The organism is Paenarthrobacter sp. TRD_SC_7 (genome assembly GCF_056156245.1).
This window is the reverse complement of sequence record NZ_CM149587.1, coordinates 963991-990863: the sequence shown is the minus strand read 5'-3', so window position 1 is coordinate 990863 and position 26873 is coordinate 963991. Positions and strand designations below refer to the sequence as shown.

Below are 26873 nucleotides of genomic sequence, written 5' to 3'. Positions count from 1 at the left end.
GGGAGTCGCTCCTGGTAGTCGGGGTTACTTGACGGCGGGGTTCAGCGAGGCGATCAGTCCCTCGATGCGGGTCTTGATCTCGTCGCGGATGGGACGCACGGCATCGACACCCTGTCCGGCGGGATCTTCAAGAACCCAGTCCTCGTAGCGCTTGCCGGGGAAGTACGGGCATTCGTCACCGCAGCCCATGGTGATGACCACGTCGGATTCCTTGACCGCCTCGGTCGTGAGGACCTTGGGGATTTCCGCCGACATGTCGATGCCAATTTCTGACATCGCTTCGACAGCGGCCGGGTTGACCTTGTCCGCAGGCTGCGAGCCTGCTGACCGGACCTCAATGGCACCTTGGGAAAGAGTGGTGAGGAACGCGGCGGCCATCTGCGAGCGCCCTGCGTTGTGAACGCAGACGAAGAGAACGGACGGCTTCTTGGCGGTTTCGGTGCTCACGGGGTTCTCCTGTGTGGGTTGAGTTGGTCTGGCTAGGGTTCGTTCCGCACCAATGCCGCGAATGATATTGATATCCATCGATGCATTGAGTATCGGCTTACAGATTGATGATTGTCAATATTTGAATCACGTTGGGCTATGCCGCACGCAGTCGGGGGGCCAGGTCATGGACGCGACGCGAGATGTTTGCGAACGCATCCTCGAACGCCTCCTCGGTGTCGAGCCGCACCGGGTCGGGAATGGACCAGTGAATGCCATGCAACCCCGGAAGTTCCTCATGGGCGTTATCACAGACGGTTATCACCAAATCTTCGTCATGCGCCACTTGATCCAACTGCCGGGGCTTGGAGCCCCCAAGGTCCAAGCCATGGCGGATCGCAACGTCCACGGCGCCTGGCGCCACACGTTCCGCGGGATGGGTTCCCGCCGACACCGATGGAATGTCACTGGCCGTTCGCCACAGCGCGGTTGCCAGTTGCGAACGGGCGCTATTGCGGGTGCACACGAATAAGACCCGACGCGCTCCATGCTGGCGGCCGGGAGTGAGGCCCTCCAGGGCGCCAGGCGCCAGGCGAACATAGCTGCGCCGCTTGTCAGCTTCCGAACGACGCCGGACCGCCAGCCCTGCGTCCTCCATGGATCGCAGATGATGAGACAACAGATTCGCCGGCATGCCCAACTCTGACTGCAACTCCGTAGGTGACAAATCCCCCAAGGTCAGCAGGTCAACGATGCGCAGCCGCGCAGGATCAGAAAGGGCCGCGTATTTGGCAGCCCTCTCCAGGAGGCTCGAATCTTGCTCAATTTTCATTGATTCAATTTTGACTGAACTACTTTCATCGGTCAAGCTGTTTGCATGACTTCACACCCGCCTCTCCTGTGGCGCCGCGCGCTCGCCGAAGCCTTGGGCACCTGCCTGCTCGTTGCCATCGTTGTCGGCTCCGGCATCGCAGCGCAGCAACTCTCCCCAAATGACGTTGGCCTGCAGTTGCTGCAGAACAGCACCGCAACTGTTCTCGGGTTGACGGTCCTGATACTGATCCTCGGACCAGTCAGCGGCGCACATTTCAACCCGGTGGTCTCTCTGGTTGACTGGATCCTGGGCAGGCGGACCGGCGGCGGGCTGTCGCTGACGGAACTTGGCACGTATATTGTGGCGCAGACCGCGGGTGCAATCGGCGGCAGTGTGCTCGCGAATGCAATGTTCGAGGCCGCCACCTCAATCTCCGGCAAGGACCGTGCGACCCCGGGCCACCTGTTGGGTGAAGTTGTGGCAACAGCCGGACTTGTTCTGCTGATATTCTCGCTCGCTGCCACCAAGCGCGGTGCCTTGGCAGCCCCTGCCGTTGGTGCCTACATCGGCGCGGCGTACTGGTTCACGTCCTCAACGTCCTTCGCAAACCCGGCTGTGACGGTAGGCCGCATCTTCAGCGACACGTTCGCCGGCATCGCCCCCAGCTCAACTCCGGGCTTTGTCCTGGCGCAGCTGATAGGTGCGGCCGTTGGACTCGGCCTTCTGCTGCTACTTTTCCCCACGGGGTCACGGGCCGCCGACGATGTCGTCGTGCCCCACGCCGTGGAAAAGCGGGGGTGACCTAGTCTGGTACCCGGGGGTATCGGCGAAGTGAAGAAGAAGTTGAACCAGTGGTCCGCGCAAATCTTCTACGGCGGGTTGATCGCGGTCATCCTGACAGTCTTTGTGTGGATGGCCCACAGCGTATTGCTTGCGGCATCGCTGTTCTTTGTTCTGGCAGCCGTCTACGCGTTCTTCCTTTTCCGCGTAGTGTCGCGCTCGACTCGCGCGTCCACGGTCATGCACTTCGCTATGGCGCTTATCCTTTACTCCTTATTTGCGGTAGAGGATGGTTTAGGCGTCCCGGCAGCTGCGTCATGGTCCTTGGGGATCTTCGCAGGAGCAGTCGCCGGTGGATACACGTGGTCAGGGAAGCGCCCCGGCTCCGAAGTTAATCAGAAGCGTGAACGCAACGGCGAGGCTTTCACAGGAGGCTGGCACATTGCGTTGATCAACGCTGCCTGCGCTATCGTCCTGGTGGGAATTGGCATCGCCCACCTCACCCTTCAAACGCCGACGGCGCCAGTCGGCGCCGTCTTAGCGGGCGCGTTGGTTGCGGGCTGGGCTTTGTTCCGCTTCCCACCATCGATCCAGACCAGGAACATGCTCCTTCTGGTCATACCCGTCGAGTTCTTTCTGCTCATTTTCGTGGGTGGCAATACCGGGCAACAGGCCCTTCCGTTTGTGTGGGCCTACGGCGCCCTCGCCGGCATCTTGCTCGGCGGGCGGTACTGGAGTGGCCCCAGATTTGGCGAACCCAGGCCACCGTTCAACGTACAAGCCAAGCGTCGGCGAAAACGCAAAAAAGTACGGCGGTCGCAGGACAAGCAGAAGCAGAAGCAGGTGCCCGCGGGGCGCCGTTGACCTCAGGTCAGGTACGTGCTTTGTTCCACAGGGTCAAAGTCGTAGGCGGCGAGGCCATCGATGCTGGTGCGGTTCTTGGTGATCCGGTAGTCGGCACTGCCGTCAGCGCCCTTGCGTTCGAAGTACGGACCCAACAAATCGCGGTGGCCCTCGAAGCTCATCAAAGGAACACCCCACCCGCAAGAATCCGAAACACGGTGGACGTCAACAACAACAACGGCCCTCGCCCCCGGTTTGGCGTCGAAGCGTTGTGCGAGTGATTTGAATTCAGCGTCGTAGCGGGTAACGACGCGCCCAGTCCCGTGGAGTCGGACGATATTTGGGCGACCTTCAAAGGCGCAGAACATGATGGTGATCCGACCGTTCTCCCTCAAGTGGGCTATCGTCTCGCTCCCACTGCCGGTGACGTCGAGCCACGCAAACGTGTGCTCATCAAGGACCCTGAAGGTGCCGGGAAGCCCTCGGGGAGATACGTTGACATGGCCATCGCTGGAGAGTGGGGCCGTCGCAACGAAAAAGACCACCTGCCGTGCGATAAATTTGCTCAACCGATCGTCGATCGTTCCATACACCTTGCCCATGGGGAACACGCTTCCATGGACACGAGCGTGGTTCAAAACCCGTCTCAGAAGCTGGTAGCGGCGAGCATATGAGCTTTGCCCCGGGTGCGGCAATGTGGGAACTATTCTGCGGGCACCGGACACTACTAGGTATGAACCATTTGGGGGAACATGATGCGGAGCTATGGAAGAGGTGCGTTGAAGGTGATGCCGACGCGCTCGGATTGCTGTTTGACCGGCACTCAGATGCGGTTTTCCGATATTGCCTGAGTCGCACGGGATCCTGGCACGATGCTGAAGAGCTCGTCTCCGTCACGTTTCTGGAAGCATGGCGGCAGCGTAAGAACTTGATCTTGCAGCGGGATTCGTTGCTGCCATGGTTGCTGGGCGTTGCTACCAACGCTGCACGAAACAACGCCCGTTCCGCTCGCAGATACGAGCAGTTCCTGGGTCGACTTCCACACACGCCCCTCGTTCCGGACCACTCCACAGCCGCCGATGAGCGAATGGACACCGAACGGCAAGTCCGGGAGCTGCTCGCTGGAACAGCAAGCCTCACCGATGGTGAGCGGGATGTGTTGCTGTTGTGCGTGATGAACGGCTACAGCTACGAAGAAACCGCCGCGTCGCTGGGCGTCCGCGTGGGCACAGTCCGCTCCAGGGTGAATCGGGCCAAGAAGAAACTTCGTTCAGCTGCCCCGCATCTTCTCGCCGGCGCCACGGAAACCCCCACAACTCTGGAATCGAGGTTGTCATGAACCTTTCAGACGTCCGCTATCCCGCTGACACCAAACAAGCTGTCCGTAACCTGCTCATCCGCGAGGCCCGCAAAGAGCCCAAACGCGTGCCGTGGTGGCGTAAACCCGCGGCGCTGACCTTCGCTGGGCTGGCCCTCGCGGGCAGCACGGCGGCAGGTGTCTACGTCGCACTGGCACCAGTGGACGACAAACGGGACATCCGCTGCTACTACCGGGCAGACCTCACCGCCACCTACCCAATTGCGGGGTCTCCGGGTGACGTCTGGCCTCCGTACATCACCACCGGGATTATGCAACGTGGGTTCGATGCAAAGACCAACCCCACGCCGGAGGATCCCAACGCGGGGATGATGCAGGTCACGGACCCCATTGCCAGCTGCGCCGCCCTCTGGGACACAAACGCCATGAACCCTGACGGCATCACTGAGGACCTGATTCCCAAGGAGTTCGTCAGGCCGATCGAGGTTCAGGCACCCCAAACATGGTCCGGGGATCTGGATGCCGAAGGCAACCCGATGATCCCCTCGGGAACGCTCGTTACTTCAGGGCATTATGTCCCCGAGCTCACCGAATGTGTCGTTGAGAACTCCGTTGCCGTCATCCCCGGGCCAGCCGAAGTATGCGCCAAACTCGGCATCCCCGCCCTCGAAAAATAGCTGAAACCTAAAGGAAAAGGGTATTGATATGAAGAAATCCACTGCAACGCTGACGCTGGCTGCCCTTGTTGCTGCTGGCGGGATTTACCTGTCTTCGGCAACTCTGAGCGGTGCCTTTGCCTCATCGGAAAGCCCAGTTGAAAGCAGTACCGCGTCCGCGGACGCGCCGACCAACCGACCCACTTTTGTTGCCATACCTCGATCGACAACACGTAACTCATCCCAGACGGCACTAGCTCCGGTCGTTGTGGAAGATAAGAGGGACATTCGCTGCTATTACAGGGCGGACCTGACCTCCGAGTACCAGATTCCAGGATCGTCAGAGTCGCCCAGGCCGCCTTACATAGGAACCGGTATTGAGGAGGTCGGGTTCGATGCGAAGACCAATCCCGCCCCCGCTGATCCCAGCTCCGGGCTCCTGCAGGTCAGCGACCCCATCAACATATGCAGCCGCGTATGGGACGGCGGCATGATCTTGGAAGGAATCAACGACGATCTGGTGCCTGAAGGCTTTATCTCCCCGCCCCCGGGCGTCCCGGCCGAACACACCTCCGTCCCTGGATCAGGGAAAGACCAGAACGGGAAACCACTTTACGAAGACCCCAATATCAGGACCTTCGGCAACTTCATTCCCTTCCTCACCGAGTGCGTCGTCGACGGCAAAGTAGCCGTCATCCCAGGCCCAGCCGACGTCTGCAGCACTCTGGGCATCCCCCTACTGGCCGGGTAATCCACCCGGCGGAACATACATTGATGAATGTCAATGTTCGGGCATAATGAATACATGACCGCACTGCCCACACTCGACCCCGCCACGGAGCAAGACTGCTGCGCCCCGACAGGCCAGTCTGCCTTGGGCGCTGAGGCGGCAAAGCAGAAGGCACTGGTCTTCAAGGCCCTCGCTGACCCCAACCGGCTACGCCTCCTCTCCATCGTCAAAGCTGAGTCCTCGGGTGAATCATGCGTCTGCGACCTCACGGAGCCATTGGGCCTTGGCCAGCCCACGGTCTCGCACCACTTGAAGATTCTGGTAGACGCAGGCCTGCTGCACAGGGAGAAGCGCGGAACGTGGGCCTACTACTCACTGGTTCCTGGCGCATTGGATGACGTAGCCGGCATCCTGGCCAAGCTGTGACGGTGATGCTCCGGGCGATGGGACCTGGAGATTGGCCTGCCGTCAGGGAGATCTTTCAGGAAGGCATCGACACCGGATTCGCCACGTTCGAAACAACGGCCCCTGAATGGGAAGCCTTTAACAACTCCAGACTTCCGGACCATCGCGTGGTAGCGGTCAACAGCCAGGACGACATCCTGGGCTGGACAGCGGTCTCCCCGGTTTCCTCGCGCCCGGCATACGCCGGCGTGGTTGAGCATTCCATCTACGTGGCCGGAGCAGCACGAGGACAAGGCATCGGCGCCCGTCTCCTGAAAGCACTGGCTGCCTCTACCGAGGCGAAGGGCATTTGGACCATCCAGTCCAGCATCTTCCCTGAAAACGAGGCCAGCATTCGCTTGCACCAGGCCCAGGGTTTTGCCATCGTCGGGCGGCGGGACCGTATTGCTCGTTTGAGCACCGGACCCGCCGCCGGACGATGGCAAGATACCCTGCTGCTGGAGCGCCGCTCGCCTGTCATTGACTGACGGTTACCGACCCACCGGCGCCTCTTCCTCCTCGCGAGGCCCAACCGGGGCCCCCGAAGACTCACGCGCCGGCTTGCCCGGCCACCAGATCTTGCTCCCGATGTCGTATGCCAGCGCGGGAACCAGCAGGGAGCGCACCAGCACGGTATCCAGCAGCACACCGAACGCCACGATGAACGCCAACTGCACCAGGAACATAATGGGAATGACACCAAGGGCTGCAAACGTAGCGGCGAGCACCACACCGGCGGAGGTGATCACACCGCCTGTAACAGCCAGCCCCCGCAGGATGCCCGGCCGCGTCTCATGCTTCAACGACTCCTCGCGGACACGGCTCATCAGGAAGATGTTGTAGTCCACGCCGAGTGCCACCAGGAACACGAATCCGAACAGTGGCACTGTGGCGTCAGCCCCAGAGAATCCGAAGACTCCATTGAAGACCCACGCAGAGACACCCATCGCGGCGCCATAGGACAGGACCACCGACAGCACCAGCAGCACCGGGGCAACCACCGAGCGCAGCAGCAGCATCAGGATGAACAGGATGACCGCCAGCACGATGGGGATGATGACCACCAAGTCGCGCTGCGCGGTGGTATTGGTGTCCAGCGCAGTCGCCGTCACTCCACCCACCAAAGCTACTGAATCAGCGTCGCGTACAGCTACCCGCAGCGACTTCACTGCTTCCTCGGCTTCGATCGAATCGGCCGCTGAGTTCAGTGTCGCGTTGATCAGGACCCTGCCGTCGCGGACAGCCGGTTCAGCAGGAGCGCCCGGAGCGCCGGTGATTGGCACATTCCCTTCAGCCAGCAGGTAGGCGTCACCTACGCCGTCGGCGGCTTTGACCTTGTCCAGGACCTGCTGCGCGGCATCTTGGGATGCGACCACGACGGCGGGGCTGCCGCTGCCGGCGTCGAAGTGGCGCGCCAGCGCGTCCTGGCCGTCAACGGCGTCGGACTGGGACAGGATGACGTCCGTTTGCGGGACACCGTTGGCCTTCAATTGCAGAATTCCGGTGGATGCGACCAACAGCAGCAGCACGGAAGCGACCCACACGACACGCGGCCGGCGCGAAACCAAGCGACCCGTGGCGCGCCAGAGACCCTTCTGCCCCTCAAGACCGGTGACAATTTGAGGTTCGCGTTCGTCGTCGGGCAGTAGCTTGGGGCGGAAGGGCCAGAAGGCGGCCCGGCCAAGCAAAGCCATCAGCGCGGGTAGTAGCGTAAGCGCGGCGAACAGCGAGCAGAGGATGCCGGCCGCCGCCACAGGACCGAGCGCCTTGTTGGAGTTCAGGTCGGAGAAGAGCAGGCAGAGCAGGGCGATGATCACCGTGGCGCCCGAGGCCAGGATCGGTTCGAACGATGCCTTCCACGCCGTGATGACGGCCCGCGTGCGGTTGGTGGTGTGGGTCAACGCCTCACGGAAACGCGCCACATACAGCAGCGCATAGTCAGTGGCCGCGCCAATCACCAAGATGGACAGGATGCCTTGGCTCTGGCCGTTCAGCTGGATCCAGCCGAACTTGGCCATACCGAACACCAGCAAAATAGCGGCGCAAAGAGCGAACACAGAGGTGAACAGCACCGCCAACGGCAGCACCACCGAGCGGTAAACCAGCAGCAGGATCACGAACACGGCGCCCAAGGCAACCAGCAGCAGGATGCCGTCGATCCCGCCGAACGCGTTGACCAAGTCGGCGGTCAGGCCAGCGGGACCAGTGACGAAGGCCTTCATTCCTTCCGGCGCGCCAGGCTGGACCACGTCGCGAAGCTCCTGGACCTTCTTGCGCAGCTCGTCGGATGAGGCCATCGGGACGATGAACTGGACGGCCTTGCCGTCTTCCGATGGGATTGGGCCGACGACGGCGCTCCCCAGCTTGAGCGCCTCAACGTCGGATTTCAGCCGGGCTGCTTCGCCGAGCTGGGCCGGGGTGAAAGCAGCGTCATTTTCCACGACGACCACGGCGGGAACCTCTTCGGAGTCCCGGAACTTGGCCTGCCAGTCGCCCGCCTCCGTGGCTTCGGCACCGGCGGGGAGGAACGAAGCCTGGTCATTGGACGAGACCTCCTCCAATCGACCAAACGTAGGGCCGCCGATGCCGGCGATACCCAGCCAAGTGATGACCAGCACCACGGGTATCAGCCAGCGCAGCCAGAACGGTACCTTCTGCGAGTTCATGAGTCCTTCTTCAGTGGGATGCTTCGGGATCTTTATTCCACCATAGATTATCTCTATCATGGAACTATTCCAAGGCCGGATCGATACAGATGCCGGATTCCCGGGCCGCTGGGAGTAATATCCGGAAGGCAGTAAATAAGAGACAACGCTGGCAGGAGGGCGGAGATGTCAGACCCATCAGTCCCGCGCCCTGAGGCGGGTCAGCACGGACCAAGCCGCCCCGGGAACGCCGCTCCCCAAGAACTGGTGCGCCTCCTCCAGGACTTCACCCTCGAAGCCAACCACTACGTGGACGCCGCTGGCGGCCGGAACCACATGCACCGGACGGACCTCAACGCCCTCGCTGTCATCATGCGCCACTCCGCAGCGGGCAAAGTGGTCACGCCAGGCGTGCTGCGAACCGAGCTGAGGCTCAGCTCCCCCGCCACCACGGCGTTGGTCGACCGCCTGCACGCTTCCGGGCACGTGGTGCGTGAACGTCTTGGCACCGACCGCAGGCAAGTCCAGTTGCAGATGACACCCAAGGCGTACCGGGACGGAAGCGCCATGTTCATGCCACTCGCAATCCGCATGGGCCAGGCAATGGCCGACTACAGCGCTGAGCAGCTGGAACTTGTCACCCGGTTCATGACTGACATGGTGGAAGCCACCTTGGCCGCCCGCGAGGAAGCCACCCAACCCGAACCCATCTGAGTCGCATTTGTGCGCGTTTTGACCGCCCAAAACGCGCACAAATGCGACCCAGTTGGGTAGCGTTTCCCTATGAACGCGCAGCAGCCTGAAGATGTCTATACCCACGGGCACCACGAGTCGGTTGTCCGGGCCCACGCCTCACGGACGGTCGAGAATTCGGCCGCGTTTGTGATTCCCCATCTCACCCCCGGAACGTCAGTGCTCGACGTCGGGTGCGGACCCGGCAGCATCACTTGCGATTTCGCTGGGCTGGTTGCGCCCGGGCAAGTGGTCGGCTTGGACCGGTCCGCCGACATCGTCGCGCAAGCCACAGAACTGGCAACCGAGCGCGGCGTGGACAACGTGACCTTCCAGACGGGCAATATTTATGATCTCGACTTTGAGGACGAGTCCTTCGACCTCGTCCACGCCCATCAGGTCCTCCAGCACCTGACTGACCCCGTCGCCGCCCTCCGCGAGATGCGCCGGGTGGCCAAGCCTGGTGCCATTGTTGCCGTCCGCGACGCCGATTTCCACGGCATGAGCTGGTACCCGGAAGTCCCCGAGTTGGACGACTGGATGGAGCTTTACCAAAGGATCGCCCGGCGCAACGGAGCAGAACCCGACGCCGGCCGTCGCCTGGTTTCCTGGGCCCAGCAGGCAGGTTTCACCCAGGTGGCTCCAACCAGCAGCAATTGGCTCTACGCCACGGCCCAGCAGCGCGCTTGGCAATCCCGCGTCTGGAGCGAGCGCGTTCTTCATTCGGCCTTTGCTGAACAGGCACTTGAATACGGTTTCGCCAACGAGGCCGACCTCGCCCGGATCGCCGCAGGCTGGCATCGTTGGGGAGCAACCGATGACGGCTTTTTCCTCATTCCCAACGGCGAGGTGATCGCTCGGGGCCTGAACTTTCAAAAAGTTTGCCGAACCATGTAGAAATGCCCACCGCAGTTCCGACCCATGAGTGAAAGCACCCACACAGGGCGCTCCTCACAAGGAGTTTGAGATGAAATACATGATCATGATGTTCGGATCGGCCGAGAGCATGATGGAAACTGCGGACCCAGCCTGGATCCAGGAAATGATCGGTTTCATGATCCAGATCGACAAGGACCTCACCGAATCCGGCGAGATGGTGTTCAACGCGGGCCTGGCCGATGGCAGCACCGCGAAGCTCGTGAAGCAGACACCCGACGGCGTCATCACCACGGACGGCCCCTACGCCGAATCCAAGGAGTCGCTGGTGGGCTACTGGGTGGTTGATGTGGCCAGCGAGGAACGTGCCGTGGAGATCTGTTCAAGCATCGTGAAGTACGCGCAGGTGGTGGAGCTACGCGAAGTTCAGCAAGCTCCACCGCAGGAAGCTCCACCGGAGGTCTGACTGGGTTCCCCGCAGGGCACACCAATCGAGGACCTGCTGCGCACGTTGGCGCCGCAGGTCCTCGGCGTGCTGGCACGTACGCACGGACAGTTCGATGCGTGTGAGGATGCCGTCCAGGAAGCACTCCTTGAGGCCGCCCTTCAGTGGCCCTCCGGGCTGCCGGACAATCCCAGGGCGTGGTTGACGGCGGTTGCGTCCCGGCGCTTGGTGGACCTTTACCGGAGTGAAAGCGCGCGTCGCTCCCGGGAGGAACGTGCCGCGGCCATGGATTTTCAGTACAGCTCCGTCTCGGAAACCGACGACACCCTCACTTTGATGTTCCTCTGCTGCCATCCCGCCTTATCGGCACCCTCGCAACTGGCCTTGACGCTTCGGGCAGTTGGAGGACTCACGACGGCGGAAATCGCCTCTGCTTTCCTGGTCCCCGAAGCGACCATGGGACAGCGCATCAGCCGTGCGAAACAGGGGATCCGGAAGGCGGGAGCAACGTTCAGCATGCCGCCTGCTTCCGAGCGCAAGGGAAGGCTCGGCGTCGTACTTCATGTCCTGTACCTGATCTTCAACGAAGGCTACGCAGCAAGCTCGGGTCCGTCGCTGCAGCGTGAGGATCTGACGACGGAGGCGATCCGGCTTGCCCGCATGGTGGTGAGCGCCGCGCCGGCTGAGCTTGAGGCGACCGGGCTGCTGGCGCTGATGCTGCTAACAGATTCCCGTCGTTCCGCCCGGGCGCTGCCGGACGGGATGCCGGTCCCGCTGGCTGAGCAGGACCGAAGGTTGTGGAACCGAAGACAGATTAGGGAGGGCATCGCGCTATTGTCGTCCGTCCTCGGACGTGGGGCCGCTGGGCCGTATCAACTTCAAGCAGCCATCGCTGCCGTTCACGCGGAGGCCGCCTCCAACGAAGACACCGACTGGCCGCAGATTCTCGCCCTGTACACCGTCCTTGAAGCCATCGCTCCCAGTCCCGTGGTCACGCTGAACCGCGCGGTTGCCGTTGCCATGGTGCACGGACCTGCCGCCGGACTTGAGTCGCTGGCCGGGCTGGATCCAGTGCTGGGGCGGTCGCACCGTTTGGACGCCGTGCGGGGGCACCTGCTGGAGATGGCGGGCTCGTACGCGGAGGCCCGCGCCGCGTACCTGGCCGCTGCGAAGAAGACGGGCAGCCTGCAGGAGCGGCGGTACTTGATGGGGAAAGTTGCCAAGCTGACTGAGCAATGACCCCATATAGTCGAACTCATGGAACAGCGCATACTTGGCAAGACCGGCCGATCCGTATCCACCGTTGGCTTGGGCACATGGCAACTCGGAGCCGATTGGGGTGACGTCACCGAAGACGACGCCTTTGCCGTGCTGGACGCATCGGTAGAAGGAGGCGTCAATTTCTTCGACACCGCCGACGTCTACGGCGACGGGCGGAGTGAGCAGTTCATAGGACGCTTCCTCCGCGCACATCCGGACCTCGACATCACGGTGGCCACCAAGATGGGGCGCCGCGTGGATCAGGTTCCGGAGAACTACACCCTGGACAACTTCCGCGCCTGGACCGACCGCTCACGCCGCAACCTGCAGCAGGACACCCTGGACCTCGTCCAGCTTCACTGCCCTCCCACCGCTGTCTACAACAACTCCGAGGTCTACGACGCACTGGATACCTTGGTCAGCGAAGGGGCCATCCGCAACTACGGCGTCAGCGTCGAACGGACCGACGAAGCCCTCGAGGCCATCAAGCGCGGGAACACTGCATCCGTACAGATCATCCTCAATGCTTTCCGCCTCAAGCCCCTCGATGAGGTTCTGCCCGCTGCGAAGGAAGCCGGTGTGGGAATCATCGCCCGCGTGCCGCTGGCGTCAGGGTTGCTGTCCGGAAAGTACACGAAGGACACGGAATTCCCCGAGGACGACCACCGGAACTACAACCGCGACGGATCGTCATTCGACGTCGGCGAGACGTTCTCAGGCGTCGACTTCGCAACCGGCGTCAAGGCCGCCCAGGAGTTCAGCGGACTAGTACCCGACGGCGTAAGTACCGTCCAAGCGGCCCTCGCCTGGGTCATCGCCCAGGACGGTGTCACATCGGTCATTCCGGGAGCACGGTCCGCGTCGCAGGCACGTTCCAACGCAGAAGCCGGGGAGCTGCAGTCCGTAGGGGCTGGATTGACTGAGGGCGTTCGGGACATCTACGACCGTTACTTCCGCGAAGCGATCCACCCCCGCTGGTAGACGCCGGGCCGCCGTCGAGCGTTATGCCGTTACCAGCCGCCGCGAGTCGGCGTGTGTCCTTTTCGGGCATCGTCCGGCATGGACATCTCTGCACGCAACCCGAGGAGCCGGATCGGACGGTCCGGTTCGATCTTTGCTGTGAGATCCAAAGCTTGCGCGAGGACTTCCTCGCGGTCGAATGACTCAGGGATCTTCCTTGCGTAAGTCTTGGTGAAGAACGGCACGTACCGGACTTTGAGCGTCAGTCCGATCACCGGACGCCCTTCGGCGGCAACGTCCTCCAGGACGCGTGCCGTCAACTCCTTGATGGCGTCGCTGACTTGGGAGGGCTCGGTCAGATCCTGCTGGTAGGTGGTCTCACGGCCATGCGCTCGGGCCACCCACGGGGTGTCATCCACCTCGCTGGAACCTTCGCCGCGTCCCAATTGCGCATACCAAGGCCCCATCTTGGGACCAAACTCCGGGACCAGTTCCTGGGGGTCGGTCGCGGCGAGCTCTGCCACCGTGGTGATGTCGTGCTTCGCCAGACGCTGCGACACTTTTGGTCCAACGCCCCACAGGTCCTTCGTTGGCCGGTGGCCCATGACTTCCAGCCAGTTCTCTTTGGTCAGCCGGAAGATGCCGGCTGGTTTGCCGAAATCCGTGGCGTTCTTTGCGCGGACCAACGTGTCGCCGATGCCCACGCTGCAGTGCAGTTGCGTCTCTTCGAGGACGGCGGCCTGTATCTGTTTGGCGTAGGCTGCCGGGTCCTCGGTCTCGACACCAACAAAGGCTTCGTCCCAGCCCAGTACCTGAACAGTGGCGCCGGGCTGTTCCCTGAGGGTGGCCATCACAACGTCCGACGCTGCGAGGTAGGCCTCTTGATCGACGGGCAGGATGACGGCATCCGGCACTTTCCGCGCTGCGATGCGCAAGGGCATTCCGGAGCCAACGCCGAAAGCCCGTGCTTCGTAGGATGCCGTGGACACCACAGCCCGCTCCGTGGGGTCTCCCCGACCACCCACGATGATCGGTTTACCTGCGAGCTCAGGCCGACGGAGTACCTCGACAGCCGCAATGAACTGGTCAAGGTCAACGTGCAGTACCCACGGGATTCCGCTCACGGCATTAGTTTGCCCTAAACCGTGGCCTTGGCTGTACCTTCACCACCTTCTTTGAATGCCGACGCGGACGAAATCAACCCATTCCGGCTGCGTTCCCGGTCTCCCTCCGCCAAAGCAGGTGGTGAAGGTACGCGTCCTGGGCACCCGCCTCACCGGCATAAGCTGAGGTGGTGCAGTTTTCACTTTGGCTGGCCCTGGTTGGCGCCGGCACCCTGATCAGTTTCACACCCGGCGCCGGTGCCATCTTCACCATGAGCAACTCGCTCAATTCCGGCTTCCGACGCTCCATCTGGGGAATCCTCGGTCAGCAGGTGGCCTTGGTCATCCATATCGTGATCGTCGCTCTGGGCGTCGGCGTGCTCGTGTCCAACTCTCCGGTGATCTTCAATGTCATCCGGTACGCCGGCGCCGCGTACCTGGTATACCTCGGTATCCGGCAGTTCCTGCACAGGCCGGACTTGGACAAGGAAGAGGTTGCGAACCAGAAGAACGAGTCCGCCCTGTCCATGTTCCAACGTGGCATTTGGGTGAACCTGCTGAATCCGAAAGCCATCGTCTTCTTCCTGGCCTTCATGCCGCAGTTCATCAGGCCGGACCAACCGCTGCTTCAGCAGTACGCAGTGTTAACAGCCACGGTCCTGGTCATCGACATCGTGGTGATGTGGTTCTTCTTCGCCTTGGCCGCACGGTCATTCCAGCGATTCACCCACGACCAGCAGGGCCAGAAGGTCCTCAACCGCGTTTTCGGCTGCCTGTTCGTCTTGGTCGGCATCCTGCTGGCGGTCATCCACTAGCCGCGGCGTGCCCTGCTACCGTCGAGGTCATGGATGCTGACTGGATCGAGCACCGACGTGCTGACGACGGCGAACACGTGGGTTGGATGAAGCCGGTAAGCGACGGATTCGTCGCTATCGACATGCTGGGACGCCCGCGCACTGACGTTGTGGATTGGTTTACCGCCGAGGAAACACTCGATGATCTCGGCCTCCGCTACCTCGCCGAACCCCACGAATTACTCCTCGACGACGGTGCTTGGCTGCGTGTTCGGATCGCCGAAGTGACACCTGATGTCGTCCGCGTGAAGAAGGAAGACTGGGGCGATATGACGGCACCCCAGATCTATTTCACGGTGTCGAACCCCATTTCGGAAGAGCAACTCCGCCCGCTGGCCCGCTAAACCGGCGCCGTAGATCCCCGCACCACCAGCGAGCTTTCAAGCGTCACATGCGCTTCCTCCAATGCCACGCCTTCCATGAGCCCGCGTAGCTGCTCCCCCGCCTTCCGCCCCAGCGGGGTGGCGGGCAGGTGCACGCTGGTAAGGCCGGGGTTGCTCGTGGCCGAGTAGGGCAGGTCGTCGAAGCCCGCAACGGCCAACTCCTCAGGGATCCGGACACCCTCAACACGGGCTTCCTGCAGCACGCCATAGGCATGCGTATCGGTACCGCACACGACGGCGGTCACCCCCTCGCGCTGCCACACCGGCCAGGCATCGGCGAAAGCGGCAGCGGCAGCACCGACGTCGATCGATGTGCTGATGACGTGCCCGTCCGCCACCGAAAGCCCACATGCGGAGGCCTCTTCCAGGAAAGCCTCCCGGCGCAGCTGGAAAGTGGTTGTACCCGTCACACCGTCCACGTAGGCGGCCCGCGTGTGGCCGGAAGCAGCTAAATGCCGAGCCAGCTCGCGTGCACCTTGGGCAACGTCGAGATTCACAGAGGGTGCGTAGGACTCAAGGCCCGGCGCGTCCAACAGCACCAGAGGCCCCGCTGCGGACAGGTCCTCCAGGAATTCTGCACTCGGAGCACCCACCAACAAGCCAGCAGGCCGGAGCGCCAGCAACTTGCGTACGTCGTCAGCCTGGGGTGATTCTCCGGCGTCAGTCACGGAGAGCAGCAGCTGGTACTCCGATCCCAGCGATTCCCGCACGCCGGCGATGACATTGGCGAAGAAGGGGTTGGACACATCCGGCGTCACCAAAATGACAATGGAGCTGACCCCGCGGGCCAGGGAACTGCCGATGCTGTCCACCACATAGCCCAGCTCGGAAATCGCCGAACGGACTCGGGAGATGTTGTCCTCCGAGACACGCCCTTGCGTCTTACCGTTGGCCACCAAGGAAACTGTCGCCGTCGACACGCCCGCGCGCGCTGCCACCATCGCAGCCGTCACGCGTGGCGAGCGGGGCGCGCGGCCATGGCGCCGATCGAGGGATTCCATGCATCGATCGTAGCGTTCATAACCCGCTCTCACCTGCGAGAAGGCATCAAGCGCTTAACGCCTCGAACGTTAAGCGTTTGACGTAGCCCACAAAGCAGTGCCAGAATTCCCCTGAATGCTTAGCGCCCTGCCCCGGGCAAGTTCCAGGCAGGCCCCAATGACGTGGAGAGAAACGTGGATCCCAACACCATGACACCGGCACGCAAGAAGATCATTCTTGACTGCGACCCTGGCCATGACGACGCAGTGGCATTGCTGCTGGCACACGGCAACCCGGACATCGAACTGCTCGCGGTCACGACGGTGGTGGGCAACCAGACCCTCGAGAAGGTCACCCGCAACGCCCTCTCAGTAGCTACGATCGCGGGCATCACAGGCGTTCCGTTCGCCGCAGGTTGCGACCGTCCCCTGGTCCGCACTATCGAAACAGCCCCCAGTATCCACGGCGACTCCGGCATGGACGGCCCGGAGCAGCCCGAGTCCGCCATCGAGTTGGACCCGCGCCACGCCGTCGACCTCATCATTGAAACGGTCATGGCGCATGAGCCGGGCACCGTCACCTTGGTCCCCACCGCAGGGCTCACCAACATCGCCATGGCCGCCCGCAAGGAACCCCGCATCGTGGACCGCGTCAAGGAAGTTGTCCTCATGGGCGGCGGCTACCACGTAGGCAACTGGAGCGCCGTGGCGGAGTTCAACATCATCATCGACCCCGAAGCCGCGCACATCGTCTTCAACGAAAAGTGGCCGGTCGTCATGGTCGGCCTCGACCTCACGCACCAGGCGCTGGCCACGGATGAGGTCGTGGACCGGATCGCAACCATAGGCACAAAGCCCGCCAAGTTCGTCCTGGAACTGATGGACTTCTTCAAGAAGACCTACAAGGACGCGCAGGGCTTTGACTTCCCGCCGGTCCACGATCCGTGCGCCGTGGCTTACGTCATCGACCCCACGGTTATGACCACCCGCAAGGTTCCCGTGGACATCGAACTCCAAGGCAAGCTCACCCTCGGCATGACAGTGGCCGACTTCCGCGCACCTGCTCCAGAGGACTGCCATACGTCCGTTGCCGTTGACCTGGACCACAAGAAGTTCTGGGATCTTGTTACCGACGCGATCGTCAGGATTGGCGAACCAACCCACGACGACGGCGCTCACGCCACCGCTGGCGCCGACGTCACCGAATCCGAAGTCAGCGCCACAGCAGGGGCCATCCTGGCAGGAGAGGCCAAGTAATGTCCTCGCTCTCATCAAAAACGAAGTCCACCCGCGGCAACGTCACTGCCCTCATGGTTGCGTTGCTGGCAGCTTGCGTGGCCTTCCAGCTCAACGCGTCCATGCTCAGCCCGGCCCTGGTCACCATGGGCAACGAACTCCAGACTGACCAGGCGACCATCGGCCTGTCACAGACGTGGTTCTTCACGGCCGCCGCGTTGTTCTCCCTCTTCCTCCCGCGCCTCAGCGACATCGTGGGCCGCAAGAAGATCCTCGTCGGCATGATGCTCCTGATGGCTGTCGGTTCCGTCATCGCCGCACTTGCCCCTGATGTCACGTGGCTCTTCGTGGGTCGCATCATCCAGGGCGTCAGTGGCCCCACGGTTCCGCTTTGCTTGATCATGCTCCGCTCCGCGGTCAGCAACCCGCGCAAGTACGGCACGCTCATGGGCCTCATTACCGCAGTCAACGGCGGCGTGGCCGGGGTGGACTCGTTCGTGGGCGGCTACTTCGCTGAAAACTTCGGCTTCCGCAGCATTTTCTGGCTAATGGTGGCCCTCGCGCTCGTGGCTACCGTGTTGATCGCCGTCCTGGCAGGCGAGAGCAAGCCCGCCGCTGGCACCACCATGGACTGGCTGGGCGTCTTCTTCATCGTGATCGCCGTGGGCGCACTCCTAACAGCCTTGAACGAGGGCGCGAAGCTCGCCGCAGCCTTCGATGCCGGAACATTGACACTCGCGATCGTGCTTACGGTGATTGCCGCCGTCGCGTTCTTTGCGTTCTGGACTGTTGAGAAGCGCGCCAAGCAACCCATGGTGGAAACCGTCCACCTGCGTCAGCGCTCCACATGGGCACCGCTGCTGACCACCACCCTCACCATGACCGGCATCTTCGCGGTCATCAACGGCATCGTCCCGGCGTACGTACAGGCCGCAGATCCGGGCTTCGCCGTGGGACCCACCGAGATGTCGCTCATCATCCTGACCCCGTATGCGCTGCTTGGCTGGCTCTTCGGACCGATCAGCGGGCGATTGGCTCCCGTCCTCGGTTACACCAAGGTCCTGCGCATCGGCCTGATCGGCAGCCTCGTGGCACTGGCCATCATCGCGTTCTTCGGCCTCAACAACCTCCCCATGATGATCGTGGGTACCGCCTTGCTGGGCATCATGTACGCCGGTACCGTCAACATCATGCTGAACGGACTCGGCGTGGTCCTCTCGCCGCAGGGGAACCCCGGATTCCTCCCGGGCATGAACGCCGGCGCTTTCAACCTCGGTGCCGGTCTCAGCTTCCTTGTCCTGCCTGCGGTCCTCGTCGCCACAGCCTCCCTGAATGACGCCAAGGCCTCCTACCTGACCGTCGTCGTGGTGGGGCTCGTCATCACGTTCGCTGCTTTCGCGGCATCGCTCCTGATTCCAAAGCCTGTCGACGCAGAAGTGACCGACAATGAAAAGGTGGCAGCATGACCAGCGCACCCAAGGCGGGAATCGTCGTCGTCGGCTCCCTCAACGCGGACCTGACTATCTACTGCGACCGCCTCCCGCAACCCGGCGAGACGGTCCATGGCAACGGTTTCGCGGTGAATCCCGGCGGTAAGAGCGCCAACCAGGCTGTGGCGGCCAGCAAGCTCGGCGGTCAAGTCAGCCTGATCGGTGCCGTGGGTGACGACCCCAACGGCACCATGCTCCTGGACTCGACGGGCAGCGCAGGAGTGGACGTTTCCCGCGTCCGACGCTCCGACGTCGCCACCGGCGTCGCAGTCATTTCCGTGGACGCCAGCGGTGAGAACAGCATCATCATCTCGGCCGGTGCCAACGGTACGCTGAGGCCGTCGGACGTTACGTCCGACACCTTCGAGGATGCGGCTGTGGTGTGCCTCTGCCTGGAGGTGGGGACCGATACCGTAATCGCCGCGGCCCAAGCAGGGCACGACGCCGGAGCAACAGTTCTACTGAACCTCTCGCCTTACGCCGAGGTTCCGGAGCGTTTGGCCGGGTTAAGCGATGTGCTGCTGGTGAACGCGCACGAAGCCTCGTTGTTCCTGGGTGCAGAAGCCGACGTACCTGACGCCGAGGCTAGTGTGGAGGCGTGGGAGCCGGTCCGGAGCCAGTTCGTCGGCCGGGGTTTGCAGCGGGTTCTGGTGACCCTCGGCGCACACGGTTCCGTGGTCCTGGATTCGCTGGCCCGCGGTACCGAGGATCAGATCACCCGTATTGCCCCTACGCGCGTGAACGCCGTGGACACCACAGGCGCCGGCGACGCCTTCACTGGTGCAGTTGCCGCGCGCCTGGCTGCCGGCGAATCCCTCGCGGATGCCGCAGCATTCGCCTCGGTGGCCGCTGCCCTGGCCGCTACGAAGAAGGGCACGCAGGCCGCGTACCCGACCATCGCCGACGTCGAGCAGCTTCGGGACGCTTAGTCCCGGCGTTGCACCCAACTGGGTCGCAATTGAGCGCGTTTTGAACCCCCAAAACGCGCTCAATTGCGACCTACTTTGGGTTAAGCGGCTTTGCGTGTTGCGCGTTCGGCCGCGCGCTCCACTGCCTTGCGGCTCAGGGCGCCGTGGCCGGCCATGAGCCGGGGGACCACTACATACACCGCGGCCGGAACCACCAGAGCGGTCAACAGGAGTGCCCTCAGGACGGGGTGCCACGGCTCCATGATCGGGCCGAGGAGCAGCATGCCAATGGACACGAGCGGGAAGATGGCGAGCCAGGTAATGAGGGCCCGGATGTGAACGGACGGCATTTTCGGATGAGCCGGGGCTACGGGTGACGCGGACTCAGCGGTGACTTTGGAGGCGGTTTGTGCGGTCATGGCATTCTCCAACTAAACGGTTGCTTTTGGCTTGGAATTACCATAACCAAGGCTGCAGATAATTACAACCACTTAGTTGGAAACTGGTAATATGACCATATGGCATGGGACACGGAGCGAACCAAAGGACTGCTGCTTCAGGCGGCCACGTCCGAGTTCTGCACGCGTGGGCTTGCGGGCGCCCGGATTGACCGGATTGCGGCAGAGGCGGGCGTCAACAAGGAGCGGATCTATCAGTACTTCGGCAATAAGAATGCGCTTTTCGACGCCGTAATCGTCGCCGCACTGAGCTCCCTTATGGATGAAGTACCCATCGAGGGCAACGGACCGGAGGCCATGGCAGACTACGCCGGCCGACTCTTCGACCACCACCAGAAAGATGCAACGGCACCACGTCTCCTGTTCTGGGAAGGGCTGGAACGTGGCACGGAGGTCGTCGGACTGCCGAAGAGGATGGCCAACTGCGCTTCGAAGGTCAACAGCACCATCGCAGCACTCCCCGGCATCTCCAGGGAAGACGCGGGCGATCTCCTCATTACCATCGTTAGCCTGTGCGACGCCGCCCCCGTCCTGCCTGCGCTCGACGGACTGATGGCGGGCGACGAGCCGGGCCGGGCCGAAAGGCGACGCGCCGCCGTCGTACGTACCGTCTATCTGGCGGCCGCAGCGCTGGCCGCCGAAGCGCAAGAACTTGGCAACGCCCCGGCGACCACCGCTTAGGTTCTACTGAACGCCGGCCTCGTCGAACTGCGAGCGCGCTGCGAGCGATTTCTGCGCCCGGATCTGCTTTGCCAGCATGAGCTGCGCTTCATCGCGGATGAGCGTAGGATCGCTCGACGGCGGCACGAGCCCTGCCGCTGCGATCTGGCCCCTCGCGTCATCGTCCACGGCAAAACCCCACTTGAGGAAGAAGTCGCTCAAGTCGGCTTTGGCCGCCTTGCTGGCCCACACAACAAAGTTACGCAGCCGGTAGACCTCATCCCAGTAATCACCCTTGGGAGGACGTTCCTCGCGGATGATCTTGTGCAACGTCGGCCAGAAGTTCTTGAAGCCCAGGCGGAGCTGTTCGAACATCACCAGGCGTTCCATGCCGTCGAATGTAGTCCCGTACACCACCCCTTCACTGCCGATCATCGGCACCGCAGACTCCCACGGCGTCAGGCCGGTGGTCCCATCCGGCACGTGCAGCCGAGGCTGCTGGCCATACTTCTTGGCGAAGCTCGCGTTCACGGCCAGTGAGTAGACGTTCACTGTCACTTCAGTAAGGGAGGTGGGCTTGTAGGTGACCTGCTGATGCTGGTGGCCGAGTTCGTGATAGATGCCCCAACCCCGCATGCGCAGCCCCTCCACCGTCAGGAGCCGATCCTGGATGGGCGGCGGATAAGACGTGTGGCTGTGGGTGGCGTAGGCGCCGACGTTGGCGATCGCAGAGGGGTACCCCACCAGATGGTACGGGTGGGCTTGGCGTGCATGAAGCGGACTGGAACCGTCGTAACCGCTGGTCACGTCCTCGATGGAGATCAGGTCCTCGAAGGTGAACATCAGCTCGGAGTGATTCTCGGAGCGATACCGCAGGGCGGACGCGCGCTCCACGGTGACAGTGGCATGCGCACTCACCAGCTCCACGAAGGGGGTTGGCCGCTCATCGAGTTGCCGCTGGAATTCGAGTTCGCTGGTGCGGCCGTACACGAAGTACGGCATGGGCTGCGCCACGGCGTCGAGGGTTGCACTAACATAGCCGCTGGTCCCGACCACTTTGTAGTAGATCACGCCGCCGCCGCCGTCGGTGATGACGTTCTTACCCCTCTTGAGCGGATAGTCGCGAGACTTCTTGAACTCAGGGCGGGCATCGGCGTCCGGGGCACCAATCACCAGCACCGCATTCGGTGCCGTCATCGCCTTCACGGTCACGGTCATTGCCGTACCGGCGGGAAGGTAAAAGCCAGTAGATTGGAGGTTCGTGTTGCACAGGGAGATTTGGAGCCTGTCCTCCTCCGAGCCGTGGGAATCCGGCATCGCGGTGACGATTTTGCTGCGTGACTGGCTGGTTCGGGTATCGGCTGCAGCGGGCCCGGCGGCCCACGGCACCATCAGGCCTCCAGCGACTACCGCCATGGCACCCAAAGCGCCGCGCCTGCTGATGGTGCTACCCCGCAAGGACAGGGGTCCTGAATTTTCGGCTTTACGTGAATCGGGGACGTGGCTATGGCTTTCACTCATGGATCATCCTTTTGTCCGGGCCGACCACTGTGACCAGCCTCACGGGGTTAAATGCAAGCGCTTACTATCCATTAAGGCAATACTTTCGGTCATTTAAATGGTTTTATGTCTACCAAAGAATAAAAATAGAAAGCGTTTACTGTCCGGCGCCAGCACTATGTGACAGATTCGACACGGAAAATGACTTTCGTGTGGAGTGGCCCTCTAGCCAAGACGGGGCGAAATGAATCATGCTTGCTGCATGTACTCAACGACGAGCCCATACCGCATCATCACGGTCTGCACTGGAAACATCTGCCGCTCACCTATGGCAGCGCTCATGCTTACCGAAGCCTTCGAAGCGGAAGGGCTCGGCAAGCTTGTAGTGGTCGACTCCGCGGGGACTACAGGGTACGAGGTGGGGCACCCCATCGACCCCCGCGCCGCCCGCGTCCTGACCGCCCAGCACTTGGCTTCCGAGGACCATGTTGCCCGGGAGTGGCGGCGGGAATGGTACGCCGAACGGGACCTGATCCTTGCCCTGGACGTTGACCATTTCGGCTGGCTCCAGGAAGGCGCCCCGGATCACGCTTCCCTCGAAAAAGTACGGATGCTGCGCAGCTTTGATCCACATATGGCAGGCCGCAGCTCCCTCGACCTGGGCATCGAGGACCCTTGGTATGGCGGCCACACGGACTTCGACAACACCTGGACGCTCATCAAAGCCGCCATTCCCGGGATTGTGCAGTACATCGAGGCAGCGATCGCCGCCCAGGATGACGCCAAAACCCACGAGCACCAGCAGGTAACCTCTATGACATGACCCCTGCACCTGTGATCATCGCTGTTGACGGCAGGTCCGGCGCAGGAAAGACCACCCTGGCCGTTGAACTGGCGGCCCGGTTGCGGCAGCACCACAAGGTTTCGCTGTTCCATCTGGAGGACATCTACCCTGGCTGGAACGGCCTCATGCCCGGCATTGAGCGATATGTCGGCACGGTCCTGAAGCCGCTGAGCTCCGGCCAGGCGGCGGAATGGACCAGTTGGGATTGGGAAAAGCATTACGACGGCGGCTTGAACGTCACGCTGCCCGCCGAAATCATCATTGTGGAAGGCGTAGGAGCGGCGGCGGACGCAGCCCGGCCCATGCTGGACGCCGTGGTGTGGGTGGAATCCCCCGGTGACGATCGCCGCCGTCGGGCCCTGACTCGTGACGGCAGCACCTACGAACCGTACTGGGACAGCTGGGCAGCCCAAGAGGATGAATGGCTTTCAAACGATGAGGTGATCAGCGCCGCCGACGTCCGGGTGCAGAACCCTGCGGACGGCAGCGCGCCGGACGATGTCCTGCAGGCCCTCATGTACCTGCCTCCGGTTGCTGCCATCTTGTCGCCTGAACTCAGCGCCCGGCGAGGACTGCAACTGCGATCCGAGCGCCTGGAGGCGACGCCCGATGCTGCGCGTCTGTTCGAGACACTGTACGGCCGGTCCGCGAACGCGGTGTGGCTGGATTCTTCCAACGCCTCCGCCGTCGTAGGCCGTTCCCAAGCGGCCGCGCGCAGCCGCTTCAGCATCTTGGCGGACGACGGCGGCACGTTCGGACAGTCTGTGCTGCACCGGTCCGGGACTACCCAAGTGACGGCCGGGACCGCTTCCGTGAGCACCTCCGGGCCGTTCTTCCGCTGGCTCGATTCCGTCTGGGGCCGCCGGGCCGTCCGAGCACCGCGCGGTTACGACGGCCAGTTCACGCTCGGCTGGCTCGGGTACCTGGGCTACGAACTCAAGCGCGAAACCGGCGGTAACGACGTCCACTCCGATACCCCGGACGCGGCCCTTCTCTTCGCCGGGCGGGCAGTGGTGCTGGATCATCGTGAGCGCACTGTGTGGCTGCTCGCCTTGGATGCGCCCGACGCCGAGGAATGGCTGCGCGAGGCCCGCAGCGCCGTCGAGACTGCTGCCGCCCCTGCTGCCGCCGTCGAGGTCCAATACGCCGCTGAGCCTGCTGGCCTGGAGTTCGTCAGCCGGGACTCTGCGACGGACTACAAGCGCAAGATCGCGGACTCCCAACACGAGATCAGCGAAGGCAACTCCTACGAAATCTGCCTGACCACCATGCTGGAAGCTCCTGCCGGCGACTTGGATCCCTGGGCGAGCTACCTAAGCCTTCGACGCCGGAACCCGGCACCCTTCGCCAGTTACCTTCGGTTCGGCGAACTGGTAGTCGCGAGTACGTCACCCGAACGATTCCTCCGCATACTGTCCGATGGCGCCATGCGCGCTGAGCCGATCAAGGGCACACGGGGGCGATCATCTGACACGTCCGAAGATGCTGCTTTGCGGCACGACCTCGAGACGTCGCTGAAGGACCGCGCGGAGAACATCATGATCGTGGACCTGTTGCGCAACGACCTCAGCCACTTCGCCATCCCGGGTTCCGTGACGGTCAGCCGCCTGTGCGCGATCGAAAGCTACGCCACCGTCCACCAAATGGTCAGCACTATTGACGCGCACCTCCGTCCGGGTGCTCCCAGGGCCGAAGCTCTGGCCGCAGCCTTCCCGGCCGGGTCCATGACAGGTGCGCCGAAGATCAGCACCATGGATATCCTCGATCAGCTCGAATCAGGGCCTCGGGGCATCTACTCCGGCGCAATCGGCTACTTCTCGTTGAACGCGGCCACCGACCTCGCCGTGGTGATCCGCACCCTGGTGGTAAACCCTGATGCCGCAGGCGGACGAACCCTGTCCCTCGGCGTGGGCGGGGCCATCACCGCGGACTCGGTGGCAGACGACGAGTACGAGGAAATCCGGACCAAGGCATTCGGGGTGCTGTCCACGCTCGGCGCTGACTTCCCCGGCTGAGTTATTACTGGAGCGTCGCCGTCAATCTCGCCACGTTATCCACATACTTGGCCAGCGGAGGTCTATCCATCCAGTCGTCCAACATAAGCTCACGGGACACCTCGCGATACGTGGACTCCACGGCTCGCATGAGGTTCACGGTTTCGGCGCCGAGGAGCATCACCGAGACCTCCATGTTCAGGGAGAAGGAGCGCATGTCCATGTTGCTGGAACCGAGAACGGCCACTTCGTCGTCGATAGTGAAGTGCTTGGCGTGGAGGACGTACGGCGCCCGATACAGGTAGATACGCACTCCGGCGCCCAGCAAGGCTTCATAGTAGGAGCGCTGGGCGTGGTGAACCAGGAATTGGTCGCCCTTCTCGGACACGAAGAGCTCCACATCAACGCCCCGCTGCGCGGCGGTGGTGATGGCGTAGAGCAAGGAGTCATCGGGGACGAAGTACGGGCTGCAGATGGAAATTCTGTGCTGCGCCGAGTAGATCAGGGTGTTGAACAGGCGAAGGTTGTTTTCGGTGGCGAACCCTGGACCGCTGGGCACCACTTGGGCGGTGACGCTGCCTGGAGCCGGTTGGGTAGGCAGGCGTAGCTGGTCCTCAAGGGATTCGTCGGTTTCGCTGAGCCAGTCCGTGGCGAACACGACGTTGAGGGTGGCCACAATCGGGCCCTCAAGCCGGGACATGAGCTCAACCCATTTGCGGCCAACCTTGTGGTGCTTGGGATTGTTGTAGGAGGGCTCGATCAGGTTCTGAGAGCCGGTGAAGGCAATCTCGCCGTCGATCACCATGATCTTGCGATGGTTCCTAAGATCCGGGCGCCGCCATTGACCATGGATGGGCAGCAGCGGAAGCATCCGCTTCCATTGGATCTTGCCTGCTTTGAGCCGGCGGATCAGGCGACGGTACCCCTTGACGCGCAGCGTTCCGATGTGGTCGAACAGCAGCCTGACGGTGACGCCCCGCTCGGCCGCGTTCTCGAGCTCAGTAAGCAATTCGTCAGTCACGGAGTCGCTGCTCATGATGTAGAACTCGGCGTTGATGTAGCTCTTGGCACCCTTGACGGCTTCTGCCATCGCTTTGATGGATTCCTGGTACCCGGGAATCAGTTCCACCTTGTTGCCGTCAACCATGGGCAGCGATCCGAGGCGATGGTTCAACTCACCAGCCGACTTCACCCACTCCGGACCGGAGTAGACGCTCACTGGATCAGCAAGGTCGGAGGTTACGGCACGAACACGGCGGTTTACTTCTTCCTGCTGCTCACGCCTGCGCTTGGACAGCTTGAAATTGCCGAAAAGGAGGAACAGGACGAACCCTACGGATGGGATGAGGAACACAGCCAAAAGCCAGGCCATGGCGGTGGTGGGCCGCCGGTTGCCCGGAATGATGCCCAGCAACACGATGCGCATGGTGACTTCCGCAATGGCCCACGCGCCCAGTAACCAGGTCCATTCCTGGCCAAGCGGAAAAGGAAAGAGCACCCGACAACCCCCACGGTCCATGAACAACAGTGACCA

Annotated in this window: 29 protein-coding genes; 20 read left to right on the top strand and 9 right to left on the bottom strand. The window is 62.5% G+C overall.

The window, feature by feature from the left end:
- Nucleotides 1-24: 24 nt before the first annotated feature.
- Both AC0J5Z_RS04910 and AC0J5Z_RS04905 read right to left on the bottom strand, forming a co-directional pair.
- The gene (locus AC0J5Z_RS04910; RefSeq protein ID WP_475037829.1) at nt 25-447 is read right to left on the bottom strand and encodes an arsenate reductase ArsC; all 423 of its coding nucleotides are present in this window, start codon (nt 445-447) and stop codon (nt 25-27) included.
- A gap of 136 nt (nt 448-583) precedes the next feature.
- Complete coding sequence (locus tag AC0J5Z_RS04905; protein WP_475037827.1) at nt 584-1258, bottom strand: arsenate reductase/protein-tyrosine-phosphatase family protein; 675 nt, start codon at nt 1256-1258, stop codon at nt 584-586.
- Between the two features lie 45 nt (nt 1259-1303).
- Here AC0J5Z_RS04905 and AC0J5Z_RS04900 point away from each other — a divergent pair, with 45 nt between their 5' ends.
- Nucleotides 1304-2041 (top strand): aquaporin, encoded by a 738-nt coding sequence (locus tag AC0J5Z_RS04900; protein WP_475037825.1) that lies wholly within the window; start codon nt 1304-1306, stop codon nt 2039-2041.
- A 30-nt stretch (nt 2042-2071) separates the two neighbouring features.
- Nucleotides 2072-2884 carry a hypothetical protein gene (locus AC0J5Z_RS04895; RefSeq protein ID WP_475037823.1) on the top strand — a complete coding sequence of 271 codons (813 nt, stop codon included), beginning with the start codon at nt 2072-2074 and terminating at the stop codon, nt 2882-2884.
- Nucleotides 2885-2886: 2 nt separating this feature from the next.
- Here AC0J5Z_RS04895 and AC0J5Z_RS04890 read toward each other — a convergent pair whose 3' ends face one another.
- Entirely contained in the window at nt 2887-3465 is a 579-nt protein-coding gene (locus AC0J5Z_RS04890) for a pyridoxamine 5'-phosphate oxidase family protein (protein ID WP_475037821.1), read from the bottom strand.
- A gap of 131 nt (nt 3466-3596) precedes the next feature.
- Here AC0J5Z_RS04890 and AC0J5Z_RS04885 point away from each other — a divergent pair, with 131 nt between their 5' ends.
- The 5 genes from AC0J5Z_RS04885 to AC0J5Z_RS04865 are packed head-to-tail and all read left to right on the top strand — an operon-like array spanning nt 3597 to nt 6499.
- Complete coding sequence (locus AC0J5Z_RS04885) at nt 3597-4202, top strand: RNA polymerase sigma factor (RefSeq protein WP_475037820.1); 606 nt, start codon at nt 3597-3599, stop codon at nt 4200-4202.
- Nucleotides 4199-4858 carry a hypothetical protein gene (locus AC0J5Z_RS04880; protein ID WP_475037819.1) on the top strand — a complete coding sequence of 220 codons (660 nt, stop codon included), beginning with the start codon at nt 4199-4201 and terminating at the stop codon, nt 4856-4858. Before AC0J5Z_RS04885 ends, AC0J5Z_RS04880 begins: the two co-directional genes overlap by 4 nt.
- Nucleotides 4859-4886: 28 nt before the next feature.
- Entirely contained in the window at nt 4887-5588 is a 702-nt protein-coding gene (locus tag AC0J5Z_RS04875; protein WP_475037818.1) for a hypothetical protein, read from the top strand.
- 54 nt (nt 5589-5642) lie between these two features.
- Entirely contained in the window at nt 5643-5993 is a 351-nt protein-coding gene (locus AC0J5Z_RS04870; protein ID WP_475037816.1) for an ArsR/SmtB family transcription factor, read from the top strand.
- Nucleotides 5990-6499, top strand: coding sequence for an N-acetyltransferase family protein (locus AC0J5Z_RS04865; RefSeq protein ID WP_475037815.1), 510 nt, complete (start codon nt 5990-5992; stop codon nt 6497-6499). Before AC0J5Z_RS04870 ends, AC0J5Z_RS04865 begins: the two co-directional genes overlap by 4 nt.
- Nucleotides 6500-6502: 3 nt before the next feature.
- On the opposite strand, the gene AC0J5Z_RS04860 is transcribed toward AC0J5Z_RS04865, so the two are convergent.
- Nucleotides 6503-8677 carry an MMPL family transporter gene (locus tag AC0J5Z_RS04860; protein ID WP_475037813.1) on the bottom strand — a complete coding sequence of 725 codons (2175 nt, stop codon included), beginning with the start codon at nt 8675-8677 and terminating at the stop codon, nt 6503-6505.
- Between the two features lie 165 nt (nt 8678-8842).
- On the opposite strand from AC0J5Z_RS04860, the gene AC0J5Z_RS04855 reads away from it, so the two are divergent.
- From AC0J5Z_RS04855 to AC0J5Z_RS04835, 5 genes are all read left to right on the top strand, one after another.
- On the top strand, nt 8843-9370 hold the full coding sequence (locus tag AC0J5Z_RS04855; protein ID WP_475037811.1) for a MarR family winged helix-turn-helix transcriptional regulator: 528 nt from the start codon (nt 8843-8845) through the stop codon (nt 9368-9370).
- A 69-nt stretch (nt 9371-9439) separates the two neighbouring features.
- Complete coding sequence (locus AC0J5Z_RS04850; RefSeq protein WP_475037809.1) at nt 9440-10285, top strand: methyltransferase domain-containing protein; 846 nt, start codon at nt 9440-9442, stop codon at nt 10283-10285.
- A gap of 70 nt (nt 10286-10355) precedes the next feature.
- Nucleotides 10356-10730 carry a YciI family protein gene (locus tag AC0J5Z_RS04845; protein WP_475037807.1) on the top strand — a complete coding sequence of 125 codons (375 nt, stop codon included), beginning with the start codon at nt 10356-10358 and terminating at the stop codon, nt 10728-10730.
- Nucleotides 10731-11948, top strand: coding sequence for an RNA polymerase sigma factor (locus AC0J5Z_RS04840; RefSeq protein WP_475039548.1), 1218 nt, complete (start codon nt 10731-10733; stop codon nt 11946-11948).
- Between the two features lie 18 nt (nt 11949-11966).
- A complete protein-coding gene (locus AC0J5Z_RS04835) occupies nt 11967-12950 on the top strand; it encodes an aldo/keto reductase (protein WP_475037805.1) in 984 nt (327 codons plus the stop codon).
- Nucleotides 12951-12979: 29 nt separating this feature from the next.
- Here AC0J5Z_RS04835 and AC0J5Z_RS04830 read toward each other — a convergent pair whose 3' ends face one another.
- On the bottom strand, nt 12980-14053 hold the full coding sequence (locus AC0J5Z_RS04830; protein WP_475037803.1) for a DNA polymerase IV: 1074 nt from the start codon (nt 14051-14053) through the stop codon (nt 12980-12982).
- A gap of 170 nt (nt 14054-14223) precedes the next feature.
- Between AC0J5Z_RS04830 and AC0J5Z_RS04825 the strand changes: the two genes are divergently transcribed.
- Together AC0J5Z_RS04825 and AC0J5Z_RS04820 are read left to right on the top strand one after the other, a co-directional pair.
- On the top strand, nt 14224-14847 hold the full coding sequence (locus AC0J5Z_RS04825) for a LysE family transporter (RefSeq protein WP_475037801.1): 624 nt from the start codon (nt 14224-14226) through the stop codon (nt 14845-14847).
- 29 nt (nt 14848-14876) lie between these two features.
- On the top strand, nt 14877-15230 hold the full coding sequence (locus AC0J5Z_RS04820; RefSeq protein WP_475037799.1) for a hypothetical protein: 354 nt from the start codon (nt 14877-14879) through the stop codon (nt 15228-15230).
- On the opposite strand, the gene AC0J5Z_RS04815 is transcribed toward AC0J5Z_RS04820, so the two are convergent.
- Nucleotides 15227-16270 carry a LacI family DNA-binding transcriptional regulator gene (locus tag AC0J5Z_RS04815; RefSeq protein WP_475037798.1) on the bottom strand — a complete coding sequence of 348 codons (1044 nt, stop codon included), beginning with the start codon at nt 16268-16270 and terminating at the stop codon, nt 15227-15229. The genes AC0J5Z_RS04820 and AC0J5Z_RS04815 overlap by 4 nt on opposite strands.
- Before the next feature lie 189 nt (nt 16271-16459).
- On the opposite strand from AC0J5Z_RS04815, the gene uriH reads away from it, so the two are divergent.
- The 3 genes from uriH to AC0J5Z_RS04800 are packed head-to-tail and all read left to right on the top strand — an operon-like array spanning nt 16460 to nt 19904.
- The gene (gene uriH / locus AC0J5Z_RS04810; protein ID WP_475039544.1) at nt 16460-17506 is read left to right on the top strand and encodes a uridine-preferring nucleoside hydrolase UriH; all 1047 of its coding nucleotides are present in this window, start codon (nt 16460-16462) and stop codon (nt 17504-17506) included.
- Nucleotides 17506-18951 carry a uridine transporter UriT gene (gene uriT / locus AC0J5Z_RS04805; RefSeq protein WP_475037797.1) on the top strand — a complete coding sequence of 482 codons (1446 nt, stop codon included), beginning with the start codon at nt 17506-17508 and terminating at the stop codon, nt 18949-18951. Before uriH ends, uriT begins: the two co-directional genes overlap by 1 nt.
- Entirely contained in the window at nt 18948-19904 is a 957-nt protein-coding gene (locus AC0J5Z_RS04800; RefSeq protein WP_475037796.1) for a ribokinase, read from the top strand. Before uriT ends, AC0J5Z_RS04800 begins: the two co-directional genes overlap by 4 nt.
- 80 nt (nt 19905-19984) lie before the next feature.
- On the opposite strand, the gene AC0J5Z_RS04795 is transcribed toward AC0J5Z_RS04800, so the two are convergent.
- On the bottom strand, nt 19985-20302 hold the full coding sequence (locus tag AC0J5Z_RS04795) for a hypothetical protein (RefSeq protein ID WP_475037794.1): 318 nt from the start codon (nt 20300-20302) through the stop codon (nt 19985-19987).
- A gap of 99 nt (nt 20303-20401) precedes the next feature.
- Between AC0J5Z_RS04795 and AC0J5Z_RS04790 the strand changes: the two genes are divergently transcribed.
- Nucleotides 20402-21022: a TetR/AcrR family transcriptional regulator gene (locus AC0J5Z_RS04790; RefSeq protein WP_475037793.1), complete on the top strand. Its 621-nt coding sequence runs from the start codon at nt 20402-20404 to the stop codon at nt 21020-21022.
- A gap of 3 nt (nt 21023-21025) precedes the next feature.
- Here the strand turns inward: AC0J5Z_RS04790 and AC0J5Z_RS04785 are convergent, their stop codons facing one another.
- Nucleotides 21026-22522: a M60 family metallopeptidase gene (locus tag AC0J5Z_RS04785; protein ID WP_475037791.1), complete on the bottom strand. Its 1497-nt coding sequence runs from the start codon at nt 22520-22522 to the stop codon at nt 21026-21028.
- Nucleotides 22523-22763: 241 nt separating this feature from the next.
- Here AC0J5Z_RS04785 and AC0J5Z_RS04780 point away from each other — a divergent pair, with 241 nt between their 5' ends.
- Together AC0J5Z_RS04780 and pabB are read left to right on the top strand one after the other, a co-directional pair.
- Complete coding sequence (locus AC0J5Z_RS04780) at nt 22764-23324, top strand: low molecular weight protein-tyrosine-phosphatase (protein WP_475037790.1); 561 nt, start codon at nt 22764-22766, stop codon at nt 23322-23324.
- A complete protein-coding gene (gene pabB / locus AC0J5Z_RS04775) occupies nt 23321-25360 on the top strand; it encodes an aminodeoxychorismate synthase component I (protein WP_475037788.1) in 2040 nt (679 codons plus the stop codon). The genes AC0J5Z_RS04780 and pabB overlap by 4 nt, the downstream gene beginning before the upstream one ends.
- Before the next feature lie 4 nt (nt 25361-25364).
- Here pabB and cls read toward each other — a convergent pair whose 3' ends face one another.
- The gene (cls, locus tag AC0J5Z_RS04770; protein ID WP_475037786.1) at nt 25365-26837 is read right to left on the bottom strand and encodes a cardiolipin synthase; all 1473 of its coding nucleotides are present in this window, start codon (nt 26835-26837) and stop codon (nt 25365-25367) included.
- Nucleotides 26838-26873 lie beyond the last annotated feature (36 nt).